We start from the raw sequence: 201 nt of genomic DNA, 5'->3' as shown, positions 1-201 counted from the left end.
ATTGAGGTAATTGAAAATCCTATTATCCATATTTGCGGTAAGAACCTATTGAAAGTCGATGATTCAAGTGTAACCACTAGGGGTGTCACAACAAGTTCCAAAGACGGTGTAATCACGCTTTCTGGCGTTGCGACTGAAAATGGATATAGTGGCAGCATCGCAGGTGTATATTTGCCGAATGGCGCGATTGGCCAAAAACTC

The 201-nt window shown here is 42.8% G+C and carries 1 protein-coding gene; it reads left to right on the top strand.

Features of this window, described 5'->3' with window-relative positions:
• The coding region (locus tag DW029_RS11790) for a hypothetical protein (protein ID WP_233543885.1) at positions 1-201 on the top strand (201 nt) is incomplete at both ends.

This window comes from Collinsella sp. AF38-3AC (assembly GCF_003474365.1).
Taxonomy (GTDB): Bacteria; Actinomycetota; Coriobacteriia; order Coriobacteriales; family Coriobacteriaceae; genus Collinsella.
This window is presented reverse-complemented; position numbering and strand designations above follow the sequence as displayed.